The sequence below is a fragment of the Devosia riboflavina genome (assembly GCF_000743575.1).
GTDB classification, from domain to species: Bacteria; Pseudomonadota; Alphaproteobacteria; order Rhizobiales; family Devosiaceae; genus Devosia; species Devosia riboflavina.
Genome location: NZ_JQGC01000007.1, coordinates 243,251 through 262,998, shown reverse-complemented (window position 1 = coordinate 262,998; position 19,748 = coordinate 243,251). Strand labels below are relative to the sequence as shown.

The following is a 19,748-nucleotide window of genomic DNA, read 5'->3' as shown; positions in this document are numbered from 1 at the left end:
CTTCAAGCAACTGGCTCGCTCTAATATCCACTAAATTTATAGACATTAGGTGATGATATGGCATCGGTAACGGATATCGGCACGGAAGAAATCCCGGCGCGTCCCGCCACGCGTGACCTGCACCAGCTTCGCATCGTTCCAGCAAAGCATCCCTGGCGTGTCGCCGGCAGCATCCTCGCCGCCGTCGTCATCGCCATCTCGCTTCATTCCATCCTCACCAACGAGCGCTGGGGCTGGGCTGTTTTCGCCGAATATTTCTTCTCCGAACCCGTCCTTGCCGGCCTTGGTCGTACCCTCCTCCTCACCGGCATTTCCGCCGTCATCGGCTTCCTCCTCGGCGGCCTCCTGGCTTTCGCGCGCGTCTCGAAGTCACCGCTGCTCTCGGGCCTCTCCTGGGGCTATATCTGGCTCCTGCGTTCAATCCCGCTGATCGTCTTGCTGCTGGTGCTGAACAATCTGGGCTACCTCTATGCCAGCATCAATCTCGGCGTCCCGTTCACCGATATCCTCTGGGCCCAGTTCGACACCGTCCAGACACTGAGCCCCTTCACCGTCGCCATCATCGGCCTCAGCCTCAACCAGGCCGCCTTCTCCTCCGAGATCATCCGCGGCGGCATCCTCTCGGTCGATCAGGGCCAGCACGAAGCCGCAGCAGCCCTTGGCCTCAGCCGCTGGCGACAGGCCGTCCATATCGTCCTGCCCCAGGCCATGCGCGCCATCCTGCCCTCCGGCTTCAACGAGATCATCGGCCTCGCCAAGGCGACCTCCATCGTCTACGTGCTCGCCCTCCCCGAGCTATTCTACACCGTGCAGGTCATCTACCGCCGCAACCTCGAAGTCATTCCGCTATTGATGGTGGCGACCGTCTGGTACCTCATCATCATGGTCGTCCTCTCGACCGTCCAATACTTCATCGAGCAATACTATTCCCGCGGCGCCCGCCGCGAAGCCCTGCCGCCGCTGGTGGAAAAGCTCTTCCGTCTGATCAGCCGCAACGTGCCCCGGGCGCAGGCCACCACACCCGTCTCCACCATCGCCGACCGCAAGCCCCTTGCCGGTTTCGAGACTGGCCGCATCGGTGGCGAAGTCGAAATCCACGGAGTCAACAAGTCCTTCGGCGACCTGAAGGTTCTCGACAGCGTCAACCTCACCGTCACTTCCGGCGAAGTCATCGCCATCATCGGCCCCTCCGGCGCCGGCAAGTCGACCCTCCTTCGCACCATCAATCACCTGGAGCGCGTCGATACCGGCATAGTCGCCATCGATAGCGAACTCATTGGTTACGAACGCCGCGGCGACGCCCTCCACGAACTCAAGGAACCAGCCATCCGCCGCCGCCGCGCCGGTGTCGGCATGGTGTTCCAGAATTTCAATCTCTTCCCCCACCTGACAGCGCTCGAAAACGTCATCGAGGCTCCCGTCTCCGTCGCCGGCCTGCCGCGCGAAGAAGCCATTGCCCAGGCCCGTGACCTCCTCGCCCGCGTAGGCCTTGCCGACAAGACCGACGCCTATCCGCGCCATCTCTCGGGCGGCCAGCAGCAGCGCGTCGCCATCGCCCGGGCCCTCGCGCTTCGCCCAAAAGTCCTGCTCTTTGATGAACCCACCTCCGCCCTCGATCCCGAACTCGTCGGCGAAGTCCTCGACGTCATCAAGGAACTCGCCAAGTCCGGCACGACGCTGGTGATCGTCACCCACGAAATCGGTTTTGCCCGCGAAGTGGCCGATCGGATCGTCTTCATGGAAAGCGGCAAAATCCTCGAAATCGCGCCGCCTGAGCGCCTCTTCAGCGCCCCGTCGCATTCCCGAACCGCAGAGTTCCTCGCCAAGGTCCTCTAGCCCTAACCAGACCCCGCGCCTCCTCCCTCTTTCCATGCCGGTCAGCGGCAGGATGGCGCACTTCCAAACGAATGGATCAGACATGACCACCCGCAAGACTTTCCTCCTGGCCGGTACGGCCCTTCTCCTCGGCGCCATCCTGGCTCCAGCCGCCTTCGCCCAGACGAGCCTGAGCCTTGATCCCAACCCGACCGATCGCCTCCACGCCGAAAAGAACGACGCTGCCGCCGCGCTCCTCCCGGCCGATCACAAATGGGCCAAGGACGGCACCATCAGCATCGCAATCGCTCCCTGGGCCCCGCCCATCGCCACCTATGCGACTGACGCGACCACAGTCGTCGGTTTCGACCCCGACGTCGCCCGCCTCGTCGGCGAAGTCCTTGGCGTGCCGGTTGAAATCGTCCCGGTCGCCTGGGCCGATTGGCCGCTGGGTCTCGCCTCGGGCAAATACGACGCCGTCATTTCCAATGTCGGCGTCACCGAAGAGCGTAAGGAAAAGTTCGACTTCTCGACCTACCGCCTCGGTCTCCACGGCTTCTACGTCAAGGCCGATAGCCCGATCACCGCAATCACCGAGCCCAAGGACATTGCGGGCCTAAAGGTCATCACCGGCTCCGGCACCATCCAGGAAAAGATCATCCTGCAGTGGGACGAACTCAACCAAAAGGAAGGCCTCGCCCCCGTCGAAATCCAGTACTACGACGATGACGCCGCCGCGGGCCTCGCTCTCGCCTCGGGCCGCGCCGATACCAATTTCAATCCCAATTCGACCCAGGCCTATCACGCCGCGCAGACCGGCGAGACCAAGCTCGTCGGCACCGTCAGTTCCGGCTGGCCGCTCCCGGCCGAGGTGGGGATCACCACGGTCAAAGGCTCCGGCCTCGCCGAACCCTTCACCGCCGCCATCAACGACCTCATCGATACCGGCCTCTACGCCCAGCTTCTCGAACAATGGAACCTCGGCGCCGAAGGCATCGACGTCGCCAAGACCAACCCGCCGGGGCTTCCCAAGCCCTAATGAAACTCAGTTCAGGGGTCGTCCGGACCAACGACGGGCGAGCTCTGAGACCAGTCGAGATTCAGCTCAGGCCGAGCCGAAAATGGCGGCTTTCGAGAACCGGAGCGGAGCGTACGTCGGTACGTGAGCACCGGAAGCGCAGAAAGTCGGCATTTGCAGGCCGGCATCAGCTGAATGTCGGTTGGTCGTTGCGCGGGCGGTGTTCTCCCTCCTCCCCTGTCCCGCCCGCGCACCTTTCTTCGGACCAAGTCAATGACCCAGCACATCAAAGAGATCGCCTTTCTCACCCCCGGCAATTTCGACAACGCCGCTCCCTTCGCCGGCATAGACGAAACGCTCGACCTCATCGCCTTCGGCGAAAAGCTGGGCTTTGACGGCGCCTGGGTTCGCCAGCGGCATCTCGAACCCGGCATCGGCTCTGCCGCTGTCTTCCTCGCTGCTGCGAGCCAACGCACGAGCCGCATCCAGCTCGGCTCAGCCGTCATCCAGATCGGCTATGAAAGCCCATTCCGCCTCGCGGAAGACCTCTCCATGGTCGACGTGCTCTCGCGCGGCCGCCTCAATGTCGGCCTCAGCGCCGGCGTCCCGCTCCACAGCCATCTGATCGCCCACCTGATCCACGACGGCGATTGGACGCAGCACGACCTCACCCACGAGCGCATCAAGCGCTTTCGCGACAATCTCAGCGGCGACTATCTCGGCGACGACGAAACATTCGTCGCAACGCCCTTCGGCCCGCAGCGCCCCCGCCTCCAGCCCCATGCCGAGGGTCTCGTCAACCGCCTCTGGTATGGCGGCGGCTCACAGCGCTCCGCCCGCTGGGCCGGCGAGAACGGCTTCAATCTCCTCACCGGCAATGTCATTTCCGGCGAAGGCACCGACGATTTCCACACCGCCCAGGTCAATCTCATCAATACCTGGCGCGACGCCCTCAATGGCCGACCAGCCCGCGTCGCCCTCGGCCGCGTCATCGTCCCCACGGATTCCGCGCCGCCCTCGCGCATCGCCCGCTACGAGGCCTATGCCGCCTCGCGCCTCGAACGCACCTTCAAGCCCCAAGGCGAGCGCCGCACCCTCTTCCCACGCGATCTCGTCGGCCCCGCCGAACAGATCGTCGAATGGCTGCTCGATGACCCGGTCCTGCCGCTTGTCTCCGAACTGCGCCTCGAACTCCCCTACGAGTTCAAACGCGCGGAATACGAACAGATCCTCACCGACACCATCACCCGCATCGCCCCCGCTCTTGGCTGGCAGGCCAAGGCTGCGCCGCCGCTGGCCGCCGAATGACCTTCGCTCCGGCGCCCGCGCGACGCTGGAGCCTCCTCCCTAGCGCATCCCTTTGGACAAGGAAGACGACATGACACTCAAATCCCTCCTCACCGGCGTCGCCCTTCTGGCGCTTGCCAGCGCGGCCCACGCCGCCGAGTTCGACCTCAGCCCCGAGCAGCCCGGCCGCCTCAAGGCCGAACGCAACGAGGCCGCCATCGCCGCCATCCCGGCCGACTACAAGTTCGCTGCCGACGGGAAATTCACCGTTGCAGTCTCCCCCTGGGATCCGCCGATCGCCACCTACGCCACCGACAATCAGGCGCTTGTCGGCTTCGACCCGGATCTCGCCTCGCTGGTCGCCGACTCGCTCGGCCTCGAACTCAATCTCGTTGCCACGGCCTGGGCCGATTGGCCGCTGGGCGTCAGCTCGGGCAAGTTTGACGCGGTGTTTTCCAACGTCACCGTCACCGAAGAGCGCAAGGAAAAGTTCGATTTCTCGAGCTACCGTCAGGACGTTCTGGGCTTCTATGTCCGCAATGATAGCCCCATCCAGTCGATCACCGAACCCAAGGATATCGCGGGCCTGAAGGTGATCACCGGCGCCGGCACCAATCAGGAAAAGATCATCCTCGAATGGGATCGCCTGAACAAGGAAGCCGACCTCGCCCCTATCGAAGTCCAGTATTACGACGACTCCGCCGCCAGCACCCTCGCCATCCAGTCCGGCCGCGCTGACGTCGAATTCAACCCCAACCCGACCCTCTCCTATTCCTCCGCCGTCACAGGCGACACGCGCCTGGTGGGCGTGCAGAGCGGCGGTTGGCCGGTGAAGGCCGAAATCGCCGCCACCACCCGCAAGGGTTCGGGCATTGCCGATGCCATCACGATCGCCATCAATGGCCTGATCGAAAACGGCCTCTACGCCCAGAGCCTCGAACGCTGGAACATCGCCGCCGAAGCCGTCGAAACCTCGCAGACCAACCCGCCCGGCCTGCCCAAGACCTGATCTTTTCCAGTCATCACCTTCCCCACTGGGCCGGCTCACACTCGTGCGCCGGCCTTTTTTTGGTGAGGCGCAACCTCAATTCTAGTCCCCATCCACGGTGTCCTTCCCGCGAAAGCGGGGATGACACGGATGCCCAGGACGACAAAATGCCCCGGCGCCATCGGCACCGGGGCATTCAACGAAAGAGACTAAGAATTAGCTCTGAAACGGATCGAGCGTGGGCAGCAATTGCTGATACTGCCCGCGCCAATAGAGTAGCGGCTGCAGGTCCGTCGACAGTTCCACCGACCGCACCCGGCCCAGCACGATCGCATGCGAATGCCGCTCGATGGCTTCGTCCAGTTCGCAGTCGATCACCGCGACGGCACTCTTGAGCCCGAGATTGCCGCTATCGAGCCGATTCCATTCCCAACCGACATAGCGATCATTGCCCTTGATACCGCCGCGCCCCGCGAACCGATCGGCGATTGCCGACTGTCCGTCGGTAAGGATGTTGACCGCAAATGAACCGGACTCTCGCAACACGTTCCATGACGAGGAACCGCGATTGAGACTGACCAAAACAGTCGGTGGCTCAGCGGAGAAAGAGGACACCGAAGTCGCGGTAAACCCTGTCCGATTTTCTCCCGTACCCACAGTAATGACACTCACCGCGCCAGCAAGATTGCGCATGGCCTGCTTGAAAGCCGACGCATCTACCGTTTCAGACGCCTGCCGAACCGGCGCATAATTTGCAAAATCGACAATCGACACCGTCAGTTCTCCTATCCCGCGCCAATGCAAGGACGCAAAGCCTGGGAGAAAGACTAACTTCAGCTGCCAGAACGCGGGAGAGCGCGGGGGAGAACGCTTTCCCTCCCCACGCTATCAGAGGGAAATTTATATCTACTAATTCTATAGACTAAACCGAGACCCATGTTCAGCTCAGCCGCACGCCCGTCTGCTGGTCGAAAAGTGTGACGCGATCGGGGTCTGCTGCGATCCCGATGGAAGCACCCACCGCGGCGGCAAGCCGGTCATGCACCACAACCACGATTGGTTGGCCGTTCACCTCGACCTGCAAATGCGTCTCCGAGCCGGTCGGTTCGATATTCAGCACAGAGGCCGCAATACCGCCCTCGATCACACGAATATGCTCCGGCCGAACCCCGATCTGCACCGACCGCCCGACGTAGGCCCGCGCCTTTTCGCCCAGCGGCCAGAGCGTCCCGCTCACATCGCGCAGCACCAGCCGCCCGCCCTCTTCGACCACCGTTCCATCGACAAAATTCATCGACGGCGAGCCGATGAACCCACCAACAAAGCTATTGGCCGGATGGTCATAAATCTCAAGCGGCGAGCCGATCTGCTCGATCTTCCCGGCCCGCATGACCACGATCCGGTCCGCCATGGTCATGGCCTCCATCTGGTCGTGGGTCACATAGATCATCGTCGCCTTGAGCCGGGAATGCAGCGCCTTGATCTCGCCGCGCATCTGCACGCGCAGCTTGGCGTCAAGGTTCGACAGCGGCTCATCGAACAAGAACACCGCCGGATGCCGCACGATGGCGCGCCCCATGGCCACGCGCTGCCGCTGCCCGCCCGAAAGCTGCCGCGGATAGCGATCGAGCAGCGGCTCCAGCGCCAGAATCTCCGCCGCGCGCCGCACCTCGTTCTCGATTTCCTGCTTGCTCTTGCGAGAGAGTTTTAGCGAAAACGCCATATTGTCCCGCACGGTCATGTGCGGATAGAGCGCGTAGCTCTGGAACACCATGGCGATGTCGCGTTCCTTCGGCTCGAGCTCGTTGACCACGCGCCCGCCGATATCGATCTCCCCATCGGTGATGCTCTCGAGCCCCGCAATCATGCGCAGCAAGGTCGATTTGCCACAACCCGAAGGCCCGACCAGCACGACGAACTCCCCGTCCCGCGCCGCCACGGAAACACCGTGCAACACCTGCATGGGACCATAGGCTTTCACCGCATTGCGAATGGTAACACTGGCCATCTCGGCCTCCTTATCTGAGCGCCTTAGCGGCCGCCCATGCCCGCATTGAGGGCGATGGAATTGTAGATGAGCTTTTGCAGCAGGATGGCGAGGAACACGCCCGGCAACATGGAAAGCGCCGCGCCCGCCATGATGAAATTCCACTGCGTGCCCTGCTGCGTCTGGAAATAGGTCAGGCCTACCGGCAGCGTCGCATTGTCCGATCCGGTCATCACGATCAGCGGCCAGAGGAAATTGTTCCACTGCCCAATGAACGTGAACAGCGACAACAGCCCAATGGCAGGCATCGACAACGGCACGATGATGCTGACGAGAATGCGCAGCCGCGAAGCCCCGTCGATCCGCGCCGCCTCTTCCAACTCCATCGGAATGGAGAGGAAGAACTGCCGCATCAGAAAGGCCCCAAAAGTCCCGAAGGCCACCGGAAGGATGACGCCCTGGAAAGTGTTGACCATGCCGAGGCTGTTCACGATCAGGAACAGCGGAATGATCAGCATGATCGCCGGCACCATCAGCGTACCCAGATACGCCATCAACAGCGCATCGCGTCCCGGAAATTTCAACCGCGCAAAGGCGTAACCCGAAAGACACGACACGATCACGGTGATGACAGTTACGCTCGAGGCGACAAAGAGGCTGTTGAAGAAAAACCGCCCAAACGGCAACTGCGTCCAGGCCTTGGCGAAATTATCCCATTCGAACACATGCGGCAGGATGCGCACCGGATAGGCCATGACCTCGGCATTGCTGCGCACCGCATTGGTCACCATCCAGAAGAACGGGAACAGGAAGATCAGCGCGACAATAAGCAGGCCACCATGATTGAGAATATCGAGCGCTAGGGAAAATCGCGTACGAGACTTAGTTGTCATAGTGCACCCACTTGCGCTGGAGCCAGAACTGCACGGCGGTGAGCGCCATGATCATGGCAAACATCACCCAGGCGATAGTCGAGGCATAACCCATCTGAAAATTCTGGAAGCCGCGCTGATAGATCGCATAGCCCAGCGTCGCCGTGGCATTGCCCGGCCCACCGCGTGTCATCACGTAGATCTGGTCGAAAACCTGGAGCGAGGTGATCGCCGTCATCACCGTGCCAAAAAACAGCGTCGGTGAAATCAGCGGCAGCCTGATCTTCCAGAACCGCTGCCAGGCATTGGCGCCATCGATCCTCGCCGCTTCGAGATAGCTCTGCGGCACCATGTCGAGCGCCGCGTTGAACAGCACCGTATTGTACCCGACGCCCGCCCAGAGCGAGACGATGATGATCGCCTGCATGGCCAGCGTCTGGTCCGTCAGCATGCTCGGCATCGCAATCGAGACCGAGCGCATGATGAAGTCGAAGAACCCGCCCGGCGCGAAGATCAACATCCAGACGATGGCGACAGCGATGCCGGGGGTGAAGGTCGGGAGGAAAAAGACCACCCGGAACCATCGCTGTCCCATCTTGAGGCTGGATATCCAAACTGCCAGCCCCAATGAGATGACGATGTTCAGCACCAGATATTCGGCGGTGAAGAACAGCGTGTTTCGAAGCACCGGCCAGAATTGCGGGTCGGCGGTAAAAAGTCGGACATAGTTGGAAATGCCCACGAATTGCGGCGTGCCGAGCAGCTTCCAGTTGGTAAAGCTCAGCACCACCGAGGCGATGATCGGCACCACCAGAAACAGCACCATGCCGATAAGGCCTGGCAGCAGGAAGAAGAAGGCTGTCCGCCCCTCCCGCCTGTCGAGACGGCTGCCCCAGCGCGAGCGCGTTCGGCTGGTTGGTCCGCTTACGTCTTCAATCGCCGCCATGGGCTCCTCCCGTCTGGCAGTGGAAGAGACCCGGCCGGGTTCAATCGGCCGGGCGCTATTCGCTTAGAACGGAAGCTGGTTCTGAATATCGGCCAGCACAGCGTCGGTGGTGCTGTCGCCGTTGAGCGCAAGCGGCATATACTGGGTGATCAGGTTTTCGAACTCGTTCCAGTACTCGTTGAGGCGGAACGGGGTCGAATGGGCAAACATGTAGTCGAGCACTTCATGGGTGCCGGCCACATCCTTGGCCGCCACATCATACCAGAACTTCTGCTCGGCCAGGCGACCCGGCAGTGCACGACCGGCCGAAGCGAGGATTTCCGCGGCCTTCGGGCCGGTGAGAACCTGCAGCGCCTTATAGGCTTCTTCCTTGTGCTGGCTGGTCGCCGAAATACCCCAGCCCGAACCGGCGGTAATGAACCGCGATTCCCCTTCGCCGCGCGGCAGCGGAGCGACGCCGATATTGAAGTCGACGCTGTCCTTGGTCTGCTGCAGCACCCACGGCCCGTCGATATACATGGCCGCATTGCCGGCCGCGAAACGACCGCTGCCGGTGATGGCGCCAGCACCTGAAGCAAAGACCGGCGAGGTCTTGTCGACGGCGACGAGATCCACGAACTTGCCAACCGCTGCTGCATAGCCGGCATTGGTCACGTCGAACTGGTTGCTGTCGTTGAAATATTCCGCGCCGAGTGCCACCGGGCCAGCGACAAAGTCGAAGGCCTGCACGGCATAGCCATAGTTCTCGCCTTCGGTGAGCTTCTGGGCCGCTGCCTTGAAGTCGTCAAAGGTCCAGTCGAGTGCTGGCTCGGCAACGCCGGCTTCGGCGAAACGGTCGCGGTTGTAATAGACCAGCCACGGGCCGACGTCATAGGGCAGCGCGTATTGCGTGCCGTCATGGCCGAGGCCGGCAATGATCGAGGTTTCGAACGCGGAAACATCGAAGCCATCGGAAGCAAAGTGCGCATCGAGCGGCTCGAGAATGGAATAGAAGCTCGGCATGCGCATGGACTGCATCGCAACGAGATCGGCGATTTGGCCGGACGAAGCCAGCACCGGCAGACGGGTCCAATAGTCGGTCCAGCCCGAGATTTGCGGGGTGACGGTAATATTTGGATATTCGGCGGTCACAAGGTCAGCCAGACTCTGCCAGAGCGGGGCATCCTTTTCGTCGCCCCACATCTGCCAGGTCAGGTTCACCTGCTCTTGGGCCTGGACGGTTGCAATAAAGGCGCTGCTCGCAAGGAACGCGGCAGCCAAAACGGTTGTCAGTTTCACGGTAGTCTCTCCTCAGTAACTACAGGTTGATGGGTAAGTTCGGTCGTTCCGGAGTTCTTGGGGCTCCGGCTGACGGCCCTTTCAAGCCGCGATTAGCACCTCCAGGTCCTGAACCATGGCGATGAATTCGGCGCGCTGCCGCCGCCAGGCATCGGCATCGCCGCCCGGCTCAAGCATCTGTGTCATGCGCGGGATAAAGTCCGGCGGCAGTTGCTTGAGCTCTGCCGCCATAGGCAGGTTCCAGCCGTCGCCGGGGTAGTAGACGCGGTTAAAGGCGAAGACGACTTGCAGGATCGCATTGGCAAGCTTGCCGCTGAGCCCCACGAGGAACACCAGGTCCCGCCGTTCCACCTTGCTTTCGTAGTGATAGTCCTGCGCCCAATAGGCGAGGATTTCGCGATATTGGCGCAGTACGGCCGCTCGCAACGCCTCGGGATAGCAGACCAACTGCGCCTTCCAGCCGGCCAGCACGCCGTCGGGATCGGCAACGATCTGCTGGTTGGCAAGATCGGTCGGCAGGTGGTAGCCCCAGATGGTCCACTCAAAGCTCTTGTCGACCGGCGCGCCGTCAATCCAGGCGGCAAGGTCGCGATGCACCCCCGCATAGGAGCGCATCCAGACCCCATCCATGCGAAAGCCCTTCTCTTCCCAATGGCGCATGGTTTCTTCAAACCGGCGCCACTGCGGCGTGCTTTCGATATCCGGCCCGCGATAGGCATCGGCATAGACGCGGAAGTCATAGTCCGACTGCGCATCCGCACGACCCTTGCCGCGTGATCCGGCAAGGGCGACTGCGCCCCTGCCGTTCTCGGCCAAGTCCGCAATGAGCGGTGCCATCGCTGCAATGAGCTCGGCTTCCTGGTTCATGGTGCTAGCCGGTCTTCTGGTCTGAACCCCGCTCAATCCTTGAGGATCAATTCGACGACGGGCGAAACCACATCCGGCTTCAGTACAGGCAGTTCCAGAGTGAGAATGCCATCGCCGACGGCGACGCCGATATTGGAGTCGACCTCGGCATCCGGATCGAGCCAGTGGATCTCGCTCGCATCATGCAGGAACTGCGCATATTTCACCTTGCGCCCCAGCCCTTCGATATGGACGTGGCGGAACGGCCAGTTCTGCAGGTGCAGATAGAGGCGGTTCCCCTTCTGGGTGAACTTGGTGCCGTTCGGCGCCTTGAACTCGGATGGGCCAGCGCCGTAGATCGAGCGCGAATTGACATCCATCCATTCGCCATAGGTGGCCAGCGCCTTATTGGCACGCGCGTCGAACGTTCCGCGAGCCGTTGGCCCCACATTCATCAGCAGGTTGCCACCCAGCGCCACGGTATCGACGAGGATATTGATGAGCTGCCCCTCATCCTTCCAGGTACCCTCGTCGCGGTGATAGCCCCAGGAGCCGGACAGCGTGTGGCACACTTCCCAGCGCACCGGCTGGCCGTTGATGGTCGGCGCCACGCGCGGCGTGTACTGCTCCGGTGTCGCCAGGTCCTTGGGGAAATTGCCATCGGTCGGCAGGTCCAGACGATCGCCGACGATAATATTGGGCTGCAGCTTGCGCACCAGACCGATCAGCTCTTCACTTTCCCAGTCATTGCGCCCCTTGCCCGGCATGCCGCGATATTCGCGGTTGGGGTAGGAGAAATCGAACCAGATCACCGAAATCTCGCCAAACCCGGTCAGCAGTTCCGTCACCTGGTTGCGCATATATTCGGCATAGTGCCGGACATCGCGGCTCTTGTTCATCTCGATCGCATCGGGGTGATTGCGCAGCGGATGAATGCCATCTATCGGGAACTGCGGATGGTGCCAGTCGATCAGCGAATAGTAGAAGCCGACCTTGAGCCCTTCGGCCCGGAACGCTTCGACATAGGCCGTCAGCAGATCCTTGCCATAGGGCGTATTGGTCGCCTTGTAGTCGGTGAACTTGCTGTCCCAGAGACAGAAGCCTTCATGGTGCTTTGCGGTCAGCACCACATACTTCATCCCCGCCTCGCGCGCCCGGCGCGCCCATTCCTTGGGATCGTAAAGATCCGGATCGAAATTCTCGAAATATTTCCGGTAGTTCTCGGGCGAAATCTCTTCACGGTGCTGCACCCATTCATGGCGGGCAGCGAGGGCATAGAGCCCGAAGTGAATGAACATGCCAAACCGGTCTTGTGGGAACCAGGCTTTGCCATCCGCCACGCCTGCACTGCCGCTGATTGTATGCGCGCTATCCAATTCATCCTCCTTACCGACTTTATCGAACCGGTTCGATCATTATCCTTGAATCATGCAGGCTAGATGTCAACCCCTGCAAATGCCGGCCCGCAGAAGTAATATTCTCGTTGCACGAAACGCAGCAAATGCTAGGTATCGCTGGAGAAATGTTAATGAGGAGCGTGCCTCAGCCTAATGTGTGAGGCATAGAAGCGGTTCGAAAAAGCCGATGGCAACGATCAGAGATGTCGCCAAAATCGCCGAAGTGTCTGTTTCGACAGTCTCTTTGGCCTTCAGCAGTCCGGGAAGGGTCAGTCCCCGCACGCTTGAGAAAATCCGCGCCGCCGCCACCGCGGTCGGCTATGTCGCCGACCCACTAGCCCAGAGCCTCGCCCGAGGCCGCAGCCGCATGATCGGCTTCGTCGTCGGCAATGTAGGTAACCCCTTCTTCGGAGACATCCGCCGCGAGCTCGAGAACTACGCGCTCGAACACGAGCACTTCGTTCTCATCACCGACTCCTCGGGCAAGACCGATCGCGAACGCGACCTCATCGAGCACCTGATCGGCCTCAAGATCGCCGGCCTCGCCCTCGCCCCCTCGAGCTTCGGCCCCGACTATGTGAATTTCGTGGAGTCCATCAAAGTCCCGATGGTCTGCTTCGACCAGAAGGTCGCCGGCATAGAGCGCGACTTCGTCGGCTCCGATAACTTCCTCGCCGGCGCCATGCTCACAGAACACCTCCTGCAACTCGGCCACCGCCGCATCGCCTTCATCGCCGGTCCGCAGCACATGCACACCGCGTCCGAACGCTATCGCGGCTTCGTCGAAACCATGGCTAGCGCCGGGGTAGAGGTGAACCCCAACTACGTCGTGGACGGCCAATTCACCCGCTCTGCCGGCTACGAAGCCGCCATGCGTCTCCTCATTCAACCAGAACGGCCAACGGCCATTCTCGGTGCTAACAATGCGGTAGCATTAGCGGCACTCCAAGCCATGCAAGAGCTGGGGTTTTCGTGCCCGGATGACATCTCTCTGGCCATGATCGATAACGTGCAATGGAGCAGCGTCATCACCCCGCGCATCACCATGGTGGTGCAGGACACACTCCAGCTCGGCAACATCATCGCTCGCCGCCTGCTGCACCGGATCACCGATCCCCATGCCGCTAGCGAGCCCCCGCAAGACTTTGTTCTTGCACCGAAATTCGTCCCGGGAAACTCCTGCCGCCGGATTTAGTCCATCGCGTCGATGGCCTGCCGCTGCTTCAGCATTTCCAGGAAAATCCGATAATCCCGATCAAACTGCCCCCGCGCCGCCGCATTCGGCGCCCGCGACGTGCCACCCTGCTGCATGGCAAGGCAGGCTTGATCGAGGCTCGAATAGATTCCCGCCGCATTCGCCGCCACCATGGCCATACCCAAAAGGGTCGCATCCGGCGTCGAAGGCTCCACCACCGTACAGCCGGTGGCGTCGGCGTAAAGCTCTATCAGCAAAGGATTTTTCGTGTGCCCGCCGGTGATGTGGAGCGTATCGATCGCATAACCACGCGTGTTCAGCGTCTCAAGAATATGCCGAACACCCAGCGCAATCGAAACGCAGGTGCGCCAATAGAGACGGCAGAGCGAGTCGAAATCGCTGTCGAGCGTCAGCCCCGAAATCACGCCGAGCGCAAACGGATCGCCCAACGGCGACCGATTGCCATGGAAATCTGGCAATACATGCAAGCGATTAGCGAGGGAGAGTCCCTCAACCTCGCGCAATTCCATGACCCGACGACAAATCGCCAGGTGCCTCTCGCGCGTCGGCTCACCCCCCGCCCCATGCCAGCGGATGATATGATCGAGCAGTGCCCCAGTTGCCGACTGACCACCCTCATTGAGCCAGACTCCCGGCAATACGGCGCCGAAATACGGCCCCCAAACGCCGGTCGTCGGGCGATCTTCTGCCGATAAAGCCATGACACAGCTCGATGTTCCGGCAATCAGCGCTAGATGGCGGTCGATTGTGTCGACGTGAGGCGCGAAAGCGCCGAGGACACCAAGCGCCCCGGCATGGGCGTCGATGAGACCCGCACCGACATGGCAATTGGTGGTGAGGCCGAGCTGGGCGGCGGCGGCTTCGGTCAGCGGACCTAGGTCATCGCCGACAGGGCTCGCTACGTCAGGAAGCGCAGCCTTTTCAACTAGATCGCCGAGGCCGATCAGTTCCAGAAAGTCCCGCTGCCAGCCGGGGGTGCGGTGGCCGAGATAGGTCCATTTGCAGGTCAGGGTCGACTGCGACCGCGCGAGCGAGCCAGTGGCTTTCCAGGATAAAAAATCAGCAAGATCAAACATCTGGCCAGCGCGGGCCCAACTTTTGGGCAGATTACGCTTGAGCCACATGAGCTTGGGCACTTCCATTTCCGGGGACATGACGCCGCCGGCATAATGGAGCACTTCATGGCCCGTGCGGGTGCATTCATCGGCCTCTTCGAGCGCCCGGTGATCGAGCCAAACTATTGTATCCCAACGATCTTCTCCGTCTTTCGAGACGGTGACGGGAGCGCCTTGGGCATCGCGGACGACGAGGGAACAAGTGGCGTCGAAGCCGATGCCGACGACATCGGCGGGGTCGGCATTGGCTTCGGCCATGGCGGCGCGGACGGCGAGGCAGACGGCGGACCAAATATCCTCGCTGTCATGCTCAGCAAAGTTGGCGTCCGTGCGCCGCATCAGGATCGGATTTTCGTGGCGGCCCAATAGTTTGCCATCACGCGTGAATACGCCGGCCCGGGCACTGCCGGTTCCTACATCCACTCCCACCAGGAGGTTTTGCGACACGCCGCCCTCTCTTCTCGGTCCCGGCGGGACCTTAGCGGAAGGCGTGGCGATGAGCTAGGGGCCACGCCCGAGCCATCTCGCTAAAGTCGATCAGCGAGATAAGCTTCGAGCGTGGCCTTAGTCCCCTGCGTCCACAGAGAATTCAAGGACTTGGTGAAGGCGGCGATGAAGGTTGGGGCCCTGGCAAGCTCGCCGTAAATGTCGCTCATTTCGAGCCAGGCGGCCGGATTTTCCTTGGCTTTCTTCGATTGGGCCGTGAGGCGATCCCAGTTCGGATCATTCGGTTCGATCACCGCGCCGCTGTCGGTCGCGCCGTAGCAATAGCGACACCAAAGGGCGCTCACAAGTGCCAGTCCGGTTAGCAGACTGTTAGCGTTGACCCTATCCAAGGCCGAGGGAATGATAAACTTCGGTTGGCGATTGGAGCCATCGAGGCACAGACGCCGAATGGTGTCGCCGATCTTGGGATTGGCGAAGCGCTTTTCGCAGAGCGCGAGATAGTCATTGAGGTTGGTATCGGGCACCGGCGGCACGACCGGAATGATCTCTTCGGTCTCGACCTTTTTGAGGAATGCGGCGACGAGCGGATTTTCCATCGCCTCATGGACGAAGTGGATATCCATCAAGCCGGCCGGATAGGCGATGGTCGCGTGGCCGCCATTGAGGATACGGATCTTCATATGCTCATAGGGCGCAACATCGCTAACGAACTGCACCCCGACCTTTTCCAGGGCCGGACGACCGGCGGGGAAATTGTCTTCGAGCACCCACTGCTTGAAGTTTTCGCAGAAGACCGGCCAGGCGTCGTCGATACCAAAATTGTCGGCGAGGAGTTTCTTCTCGCGATCGGAGGTCGCGGGGGTGATGCGATCGACCATGCCATTCGGGAAAGCGACCGAGGATTTCACCCAGGCGGCGAGCGCGGGATCGATGAGGGCGGCGAGGCCGGCGACGGCGTTTTCAGTGACGTGGCCATTGCCCGGAATGTTGTCGCAGCTCATGACGGTGAATGGCTGCAGGCCGGCGTTTTTCCGCGCAACGAGGCCGGCGAGGATGAGGCCGAAGGCAGTTTTAGGCGCGTCAAAATGCTTAGCGTCATAGGCGATGTCAGGATGCTTGGGATCGAACTTCTGGCTCGCCGGGTCGATATAGTAGCCGCCCTCGGTGATCGTCAGTGAGACGATGCGGATGGCCGGGTCGGCGAGCTTGGCGATGATGGCTGCACTATCGCCGGGTTCTAGATAGTCGATCATCACGCCGGTGACGTGAGCAGAGCTCGAGTCAGCCTCCTGCTCGACCACGGTCGTTAGTAAATCCTGACCCATGAGCTTCTGGCGCATGGCCTCGTCGGTCTCGCGCACGCCGGCACCGATAAGGGCCCAGTCGCGGCCCTCGCCCAGATTGAACAGCGCGTCGAGATAGACGGCCTGATGCGCGCGATGAAAATTGCCCACGCCGAAATGGACGATGCCCGGAGTGAGATCGGCGCGGCGGTAATGTGGGACCGCGGCGGATGTGATGGCGTCGAGATTGGCGGCGGAGAGCTTGGTGGTCATGGCTTAAGTCCCGGAGTCATTCCCGCGAAAGCGGGAACCTCCGTTGAAGGAAAACAGGGGTTCCCGCTTTCGCGGGAATGACCCGGTGGAAGGGAAACGGCACCGCAACTTGCCGCCAGATGGATTACCGGGACAAGCCCGGTAATGACGACGAAGGGGGCAGCGTCGCGCATAATCAGATCGCCTTGCCTGCAGCATCGAACTTGTAGATGCGGGTGGGGTCGGGCGTAAGCCAGACCACGTCGCCGTGCCTAAAAGTCTGATCGCCGTCGGTGCGGATCGTCATGAGGCCGAGGCCATCGGTCTGGACGTGGAGGAAGGTGTCGGAGCCGAGCTGTTCGGCGACGCCCACCGTGCCCTTCCAGGCGCCTTCGGTGGTCGAAAGCTTGAAGTGCTCGGGGCGCACGCCGATGGAATGGGCATTGTGTTTGGCGGCCTCGGGGCCATCGACGAAGTTCATCTTGGGCGAGCCGATGAAGCCGGCGACGAAGCGGTTGGCGGGCTTCTTGTAGAGATCGAGTGGCGAGCCAAACTGTTCGACATTACCGGCATTGAGCACCACGATGCGGTCGGCCATGGTCATGGCTTCGACCTGGTCGTGGGTCACGTAGATCATGGTCGTCTTGAGCTGCTGGTGCAGTTCGGTGATTTCGAGACGCATGTTGACGCGAAGAGCGGCATCGAGGTTGGACAAGGGTTCGTCGAAAAGGAAGGCCTTGGGTTCGCGCACGATAGCGCGGCCGATGGCGACACGCTGGCGTTGGCCGCCGGACAGGGCGCGCGGACGACGGTCGAGATACGAGGCAAGGTTCAGGGTGCGCGCGGCATAGTCGACCTTCTGGTCGATCACGTCCTGCGGGAGTTTTGCCATTTTCAGCGGGAAGGCGATGTTGTCCCTGACGCTCATATGCGGGTAGAGCGCGTAGGATTGAAAGACCATAGCGAGGCCGCGCCGGGCGGGTGGCGCATCGGTGACGTCCTGCCCATCGAGCAGAATTGTGCCCGAAGTCGTGTCTTCGAGTCCGGCGATCAGGCGGAGCAGCGTGGACTTGCCGCAGCCAGAAGGGCCGACGAAGACGACGAATTCGCCGTCGCGGATATCGAGCGAAATGTCGGGAATGATCTCGACTTCACCGAAGGACTTGTTGACGTGTTCGAGGGTGATGGAACCCATTTTTTGGTCCTTTTACTTCACTGCGCCAAACGTCAGGCCGCGGACAAGCTGTTTCTGGCTAAACCAGCCGAGCAGCAGGATCGGGGCAATGGCGAGGAGCGAGGCGGCGGAGAGTTTTGCGAGGAACAAGCCCTGCGGCGACGAGAAGGATGAGATGAAGGCGGTCAAGGTACCGGCGCGGCCCGAGGTCAGCGTGATCGTCCAGAAGGCTTCGTTCCAGGCGAGAATGACGTTGAGCAAGAGGGTCGAGGCGATGCCAGGCACGGCCATGGGCACGAGAACGTGGACGATTTCGTTCCAAAGCTCGGCGCCATCCATGCGGGCGGCTTCGAGGATATCGACCGGGATTTCCTTGAAATAGGTGTAGAGCATCCAGACGATGATCGGCAGGTTGATCAGGGTCATGATCAACGTCAGGCCATGCACGGTGTCGAGCAGCCTCAGGTCGCGGAAGATCAGGTAGATCGGGATCAGGACACCGACGGCCGGCATCATCTTGGTGGAGAGCATCCACATCAGGATGTCCTTGGTGCGCTTCGACGGCGCAAACGCCATGGACCAGGCGGCGGGGATGGCGATGATCAGGCCCAGAATAGTGGAGCCAAAGGACACGATGATCGAGTTGATCGCGTGCTTGAAATAGTCCGACCGATCCTGGACGGCGCCGAAATTCTCGAGCGTAAAATTCTGCGGGAAGAAGGTCGGCTGGGCGGCGATGGCTTCAGCCTCGGTCTTGAAGGCGGTCAGCACGGTCCAGAGGATCGGCGAGAAGATCAGCAGGGCCACCGCCCAGGCGAGGACGGTGAAGCCAACTTTGGTGGAAGTCGAGACGCGGCGGGCCATGGTTCCGTTCTCCCTAAGCGTCGAGGTTCTTGCCGACGGCGCGCATCAGGAAGATGGCGACGATATTGGCGATGATGACGGCCACCACACCACCCGCTGAACCAGCGCCGATGTCGTTGCTGAGGATACCGGTGCGGAAAACGAGGAAGGCGATATTGGTCGAGGCATAGCCGGGGCCGCCGCCGGTTGTGACACGGATTTCGGCAAAGATGCCGAGGAGGAAGATCGTCTGGATCAGGATGACGATGGTGATCGCCCGCGCCATGTGCGGCAGGATGATGTAGCGGAAGCGGTTGACCGCATTGGCGCCATCCATTTCAGCAGCTTCGCGCTGCTCTTCCGAGAGCGACTGCAGAGCCGTGAGCAGGATCAGTGTCGCGAAAGGCAGCCACTGCCAGGCGACGATGACGATGACCGAAAACAGCGGATATTGGTTGAACCAATCGACCGGCTGCAGGCCGAAGAATTTCCAGAGGTGCCCGAGCATGCCGTAGCCCGGATGCATGAAGCCGTTCTTCCAGATCAGCGCCGCAACGGGCGGCATGACGAAGAAGGGGGAGATGACGAGGATACGCAGGATCCCCTGCCCCCAGATCGGCTGATCGAGAAGCAGCGCGAGGAAGGTGCCGCCGACGATGGTGATGACAAGCACACCGCCAACCAGCAGCAAGGTATTGATCAGCGACTGGGTGAAGCTCGGGTCACCGATGACATAGACATAGTTGGCCCAGCCGGCGAAGCCCGTCATCATCGGATTGATGAGGCTATAGTTCTGGAACGAGAACCACAGGGTCATGACCAGTGGCACGATCATCCAGATGAAGAGCACTACGACAGCCGGCGCCATCATGGTGCGCGCCAAGGCGCGAGTTTGTTTGGTGGCCATTCTTTCCTCGCGGCGAAGGAAGTTCCAGTAGACCTCATCCTGAGCTTGTCGAAGGGCGAGGGCGTGGCACTCGGTCT

General features: G+C 61.3%; 17 protein-coding genes. 5 read left to right on the top strand and 12 right to left on the bottom strand.

Features of this window, described 5'->3' with window-relative positions:
* Positions 1–57: 57 nt before the first annotated feature.
* The 4 genes from JP75_RS27215 to JP75_RS10390 all read left to right on the top strand — a co-directional run bounded on the left by JP75_RS27215 (position 58) and on the right by JP75_RS10390 (position 5,129).
* On the top strand, positions 58–1,836 hold the full coding sequence (locus tag JP75_RS27215; RefSeq protein ID WP_084587595.1) for an amino acid ABC transporter permease/ATP-binding protein: 1,779 nt from the start codon (positions 58–60) through the stop codon (positions 1,834–1,836).
* 82 nt (positions 1,837–1,918) lie between these two features.
* Positions 1,919–2,854: an ABC transporter substrate-binding protein gene (locus tag JP75_RS10400; RefSeq protein WP_035082423.1), complete on the top strand. Its 936-nt coding sequence runs from the start codon at positions 1,919–1,921 to the stop codon at positions 2,852–2,854.
* Positions 2,855–3,106: 252 nt separating this feature from the next.
* Positions 3,107–4,141, top strand: a complete 1,035-nt coding sequence (locus JP75_RS10395; RefSeq protein ID WP_035082422.1) for an LLM class flavin-dependent oxidoreductase — start codon at positions 3,107–3,109, stop codon at positions 4,139–4,141.
* A 70-nt stretch (positions 4,142–4,211) separates the two neighbouring features.
* On the top strand, positions 4,212–5,129 hold the full coding sequence (locus JP75_RS10390; RefSeq protein ID WP_035082539.1) for an ABC transporter substrate-binding protein: 918 nt from the start codon (positions 4,212–4,214) through the stop codon (positions 5,127–5,129).
* Between the two features lie 195 nt (positions 5,130–5,324).
* Here JP75_RS10390 and JP75_RS10385 read toward each other — a convergent pair whose 3' ends face one another.
* From JP75_RS10385 to JP75_RS10355, 7 genes are all read right to left on the bottom strand, one after another.
* Positions 5,325–5,882 (bottom strand): flavin reductase family protein, encoded by a 558-nt coding sequence (locus JP75_RS10385; RefSeq protein WP_341872276.1) that lies wholly within the window; start codon positions 5,880–5,882, stop codon positions 5,325–5,327.
* A gap of 166 nt (positions 5,883–6,048) precedes the next feature.
* A complete protein-coding gene (locus JP75_RS10380) occupies positions 6,049–7,116 on the bottom strand; it encodes an ABC transporter ATP-binding protein (RefSeq protein ID WP_035082421.1) in 1,068 nt (355 codons plus the stop codon).
* A 23-nt stretch (positions 7,117–7,139) separates the two neighbouring features.
* Positions 7,140–7,988: a carbohydrate ABC transporter permease gene (locus JP75_RS10375; protein WP_035082420.1), complete on the bottom strand. Its 849-nt coding sequence runs from the start codon at positions 7,986–7,988 to the stop codon at positions 7,140–7,142.
* Positions 7,978–8,913: a carbohydrate ABC transporter permease gene (locus JP75_RS10370; protein ID WP_051960576.1), complete on the bottom strand. Its 936-nt coding sequence runs from the start codon at positions 8,911–8,913 to the stop codon at positions 7,978–7,980. Before JP75_RS10370 ends, JP75_RS10375 begins: the two co-directional genes overlap by 11 nt.
* A gap of 63 nt (positions 8,914–8,976) precedes the next feature.
* Positions 8,977–10,191: an ABC transporter substrate-binding protein gene (locus tag JP75_RS10365; protein ID WP_035082419.1), complete on the bottom strand. Its 1,215-nt coding sequence runs from the start codon at positions 10,189–10,191 to the stop codon at positions 8,977–8,979.
* A gap of 81 nt (positions 10,192–10,272) precedes the next feature.
* Positions 10,273–11,058: a DUF4037 domain-containing protein gene (locus JP75_RS10360; protein ID WP_035082418.1), complete on the bottom strand. Its 786-nt coding sequence runs from the start codon at positions 11,056–11,058 to the stop codon at positions 10,273–10,275.
* 32 nt (positions 11,059–11,090) lie between these two features.
* On the bottom strand, positions 11,091–12,413 hold the full coding sequence (locus tag JP75_RS10355; RefSeq protein ID WP_035082417.1) for an alpha-L-fucosidase: 1,323 nt from the start codon (positions 12,411–12,413) through the stop codon (positions 11,091–11,093).
* 208 nt (positions 12,414–12,621) lie between these two features.
* On the opposite strand from JP75_RS10355, the gene JP75_RS10350 reads away from it, so the two are divergent.
* Positions 12,622–13,629, top strand: a complete 1,008-nt coding sequence (locus tag JP75_RS10350) for a LacI family DNA-binding transcriptional regulator (protein WP_035082416.1) — start codon at positions 12,622–12,624, stop codon at positions 13,627–13,629.
* Here JP75_RS10350 and JP75_RS10345 read toward each other — a convergent pair.
* The 5 genes from JP75_RS10345 to JP75_RS10325 form a co-directional block, all read right to left on the bottom strand.
* Positions 13,626–15,212, bottom strand: a complete 1,587-nt coding sequence (locus tag JP75_RS10345; protein ID WP_035082415.1) for an FGGY-family carbohydrate kinase — start codon at positions 15,210–15,212, stop codon at positions 13,626–13,628. The two genes, JP75_RS10350 and JP75_RS10345, sit on opposite strands and share 4 nt — an antisense overlap.
* 80 nt (positions 15,213–15,292) lie before the next feature.
* Complete coding sequence (locus JP75_RS10340; protein WP_035082414.1) at positions 15,293–16,768, bottom strand: mannitol dehydrogenase family protein; 1,476 nt, start codon at positions 16,766–16,768, stop codon at positions 15,293–15,295.
* Positions 16,769–16,943: 175 nt separating this feature from the next.
* Positions 16,944–17,942, bottom strand: a complete 999-nt coding sequence (locus JP75_RS10335; RefSeq protein WP_035082413.1) for an ABC transporter ATP-binding protein — start codon at positions 17,940–17,942, stop codon at positions 16,944–16,946.
* Between the two features lie 12 nt (positions 17,943–17,954).
* A complete protein-coding gene (locus tag JP75_RS10330; RefSeq protein ID WP_035082412.1) occupies positions 17,955–18,785 on the bottom strand; it encodes a carbohydrate ABC transporter permease in 831 nt (276 codons plus the stop codon).
* A 13-nt stretch (positions 18,786–18,798) separates the two neighbouring features.
* On the bottom strand, positions 18,799–19,671 hold the full coding sequence (locus tag JP75_RS10325) for a carbohydrate ABC transporter permease (RefSeq protein ID WP_035082411.1): 873 nt from the start codon (positions 19,669–19,671) through the stop codon (positions 18,799–18,801).
* Positions 19,672–19,748: the final 77 nt, after the last annotated feature.

Coding starts and splice junctions, on each gene's coding strand:
- JP75_RS27215 (WP_084587595.1), top strand. CDS start 58: ATGGCATCGGTAACGGATATCGGCACGGAAGAAATCCCGGCGCGTCCC.
- JP75_RS10400 (WP_035082423.1), top strand. CDS start 1,919: ATGACCACCCGCAAGACTTTCCTCCTGGCCGGTACGGCCCTTCTCCTC.
- JP75_RS10395 (WP_035082422.1), top strand. CDS start 3,107: ATGACCCAGCACATCAAAGAGATCGCCTTTCTCACCCCCGGCAATTTC.
- JP75_RS10390 (WP_035082539.1), top strand. CDS start 4,212: ATGACACTCAAATCCCTCCTCACCGGCGTCGCCCTTCTGGCGCTTGCC.
- JP75_RS10380 (WP_035082421.1), bottom strand. CDS start 7,116: ATGGCCAGTGTTACCATTCGCAATGCGGTGAAAGCCTATGGTCCCATG.
- JP75_RS10375 (WP_035082420.1), bottom strand. CDS start 7,988: ATGACAACTAAGTCTCGTACGCGATTTTCCCTAGCGCTCGATATTCTC.
- JP75_RS10370 (WP_051960576.1), bottom strand. CDS start 8,913: ATGGCGGCGATTGAAGACGTAAGCGGACCAACCAGCCGAACGCGCTCG.
- JP75_RS10360 (WP_035082418.1), bottom strand. CDS start 11,058: ATGAACCAGGAAGCCGAGCTCATTGCAGCGATGGCACCGCTCATTGCG.
- JP75_RS10350 (WP_035082416.1), top strand. CDS start 12,622: ATGGCAACGATCAGAGATGTCGCCAAAATCGCCGAAGTGTCTGTTTCG.
- JP75_RS10340 (WP_035082414.1), bottom strand. CDS start 16,768: ATGACCACCAAGCTCTCCGCCGCCAATCTCGACGCCATCACATCCGCC.
- JP75_RS10335 (WP_035082413.1), bottom strand. CDS start 17,942: ATGGGTTCCATCACCCTCGAACACGTCAACAAGTCCTTCGGTGAAGTC.
- JP75_RS10330 (WP_035082412.1), bottom strand. CDS start 18,785: ATGGCCCGCCGCGTCTCGACTTCCACCAAAGTTGGCTTCACCGTCCTC.
- JP75_RS10325 (WP_035082411.1), bottom strand. CDS start 19,671: ATGGCCACCAAACAAACTCGCGCCTTGGCGCGCACCATGATGGCGCCG.